Source organism: uncultured Ruminococcus sp., from assembly GCF_937915125.1.
Classification (GTDB): domain Bacteria; phylum Bacillota; class Clostridia; order Oscillospirales; family Ruminococcaceae; genus Ruminococcus_C.
Genome location: NZ_CALDMP010000043.1, coordinates 1 through 2,815, shown reverse-complemented (window position 1 = coordinate 2,815; position 2,815 = coordinate 1). Strand labels below are relative to the sequence as shown.

Here is a 2,815-nt window from a genome sequence, read left to right as displayed (position 1 = left end):
AAGCATATGACGTGCAAAGCCGTCAGGCGCTCTTTGTGCGGTGTTGCCTTAGGAAAACACTGATTAAATTTTCCTATTGCGCCACGAATATGGTATAATAGAAAAAAAGCCCAGGATGCAGGAGAAAAAGAGATGAGCCAGATGACATTCAGCGATTATGAATACAGTCTGAGAAAACGGAAAACAAAGCGGAAGAATTTCGGACATTATGAATGAGATCATCACGTGGGAAAAATGCTGTCTTTGAAATAGATCAGGTGACATTTCATTTTGCGTGCATTCTATTGACTTGAGAAATTTGATATGTTATAATGAAAATGGAAAAAAAGCTCAAAATTGAGCGAATAAAGGAGAAGTATATGAAAGTATTGAAACGCATCACAGCGGCAGCCACAGCATTGGCTGCACTGACTGGAATCTTACCTCTGACAACATTTGCAGAGGAAGAACCTGTCGCATCCATTCCGGAATCTCCAACCTCCACCGTCGACACTGACTATGCCATGGAAGCCACCGATTCCTTCGGTGATCTCCTGGTAAACGCCGTGGAGGAGGAAACCGCCCCAGAAACCGATTATGCCAGCAATGTTGTGGGAATTGAGATCGAGGGCAATCTTGCAACAGTAGAGTACAGTTCGGTGGAAGACTGTACGCTGATCGTAGGCATCTATGACGAAAATGCGCAGCAGCTGCTTGCCAGCGGCAGTACAGAAATTTACGCTGCGGAGGAATCTGCACAGGTCACCATTGAGACAGATGCCATGCCAACATATTTCTACACAATGGCATATCTGGTGGATACCGAAACCATGCGTCCGGTCAGCAGCGTTTACGAATCCTCCTGGTACACGCAAGATATGCAGGAATTGCTGGCTTCTACTGTGGAGGACTATGACCCGGAGCTGGTGCTGAATCTGGACGAGGATAACACCAACAACTTTGCGGTGTTTCGTGAGGAAACAGTACAGCTTAGCGCAGAAACTGATACAAACATTCTAACTCAGGCAGACGAGGAAAATGAAACCTATGTCATCGAAAATGCCGATGAAACGGTTACCAGTTTGCAGCCGGGGGATGTGTTCACCTATCCCCAGGAGGACGGAATGCTTCTCATCGTTTCTGTTGTGGGAATCACTGTGGACGGCACCACGGTTTCTATCACCGGGGATCCGGATGTAGATCTGGAAGATGTGTTTGATTATGTCAAGATCGACACGGAATCCGGCTTAGGGGGCGCAGAAATCGACGAATCCGCAGCTTCTGAGGGCGTCACTTACCTTGGCATGACAGACATGGGTTCTGCGGAAGCTTCTGATGTCGAGGAAACAGAGGCGGCAGTCACCGATACCCCAGAAAATGTGGTGGGAGCATGGGACAACGGTAATGGCGATACCTTTTCCACAGGTATATCGTTGAGTATTTCCACTGGCAGGATTTCTGGGGGATTGAGTTTCTCCCTGGGTCTTTCTTTCAAATATTACATTTCTTTGAAGAAAGTGTATTTTGAAACAACCATCACCAATCAGGTGGAGTTATCTGTCAAGGCGGAAGCAAAGCTTACTGAAGAAATTGACATTCCAGGTATTCTGATACCGACCTCACTGGTGGGAGTTCATTTTGTGGTGTACCCCCAATTCACTTTTGAGGTGGGAGGCGAAATCTCCTTTGGTGCAACCTTCAAAACGGTATCTGGTTTTCGTATGACACAAAAGCCGGAAAACAGGATCTCAGTAAAAAGCCGGAATTATCCACGAGTCTGAAATTAGAGGGTTCCGTTGGAATTTCCTTGGCACTTGTCCCTGCGTTCCAGCTGATCAGCAGCAAGGTTTGTGAGGTCGGCGGCGAACTGGGCATTGGGCTGGAAGCCACCATGGAGAAAAATTATCTGGAAAACAGCCAGATCTATACAACAGCGGAGTTAACCACCCATCACGATTGTTCTTTATGCTTTTCGGGTGCGATCAACTATAAAAAATTCCTGAATGTCTCTGCAAAATTCCTGAACAAAAAGACAAAGATCAACGTTCTGTCCTCCACGAAAAAGCTGAAAGACATGCATTATTCCTTTGACTATGATGAATTTGCATTTGCGCCTTGTCCCCATTATTCGTATCTGACGACCATTCAGGTATACGAGTCCTGCGGCGAAAAGGCGGCAGGCGCAGAAGTTGCCATCCATGGGGAGAAGCTGAAAACGGACGAGTTCGGAAGAGTTTCGCTGTTTATGCCTAATGGGAAATATCCGCTGACGGTGACGACGGCGACAGAATATGCGGCAAAAATTGTTGCAATCAAAGGCGCGCCAACAATGCTTTCCATCTGGATGAAGCCCCTCAGTGGGGAAACAACAACGCCGGCGATCACAACAACGCCGGTGGAGACCACGACAGAAACCACGACAGAACCGGCAAGCAGCGGTACAGATGGACTGCAATATGAATTCTATGAGGATTATGCGGAAGTCGTTGGCTACAGCGGAGATGCGACAGAAGTTGTGATTCCGGCGGAGGTGAATGGTTTGCCGGTGACCACGATTGGAGATTATGCGTTTGGGGCATGTTATAGTCTGACCAGCATCACCATTCCCAACAGTGTGACCACGATTGGAGAAGATGCGTTTTGGTGCTGTAAAAGTCTGACCAGCATCACCATTCCCAACAGTGTGACCTCAATTGGTGATGATGCGTTTTGGTGCTGTTATAGTCTGACCAGCATCACCATTCCCAACAGTGTGATCTCGATTGGTGATCGTGCGTTTGGGGCATGTTATAGTCTGACCAGCATCACCATTCCCAACAGTGTGACCACGATTGGA

General features: G+C 47.4%; 2 protein-coding genes. Both read left to right on the top strand.

The features are described 5' to 3' along the window. Positions 1-359: 359 nt before the first annotated feature. On the top strand, positions 360-1,760 hold the full coding sequence (locus Q0418_RS04765) for a hypothetical protein (protein WP_298482744.1): 1,401 nt from the start codon (positions 360-362) through the stop codon (positions 1,758-1,760). 26 nt (positions 1,761-1,786) lie between these two features. Beyond that, a partial coding sequence (locus tag Q0418_RS04760) for a leucine-rich repeat domain-containing protein (RefSeq protein ID WP_298482742.1) occupies positions 1,787-2,815 on the top strand: 1,029 nt, incomplete at its 3' end.

Coding starts and splice junctions, on each gene's coding strand:
- Q0418_RS04765 (WP_298482744.1), top strand. CDS start 360: ATGAAAGTATTGAAACGCATCACAGCGGCAGCCACAGCATTGGCTGCA.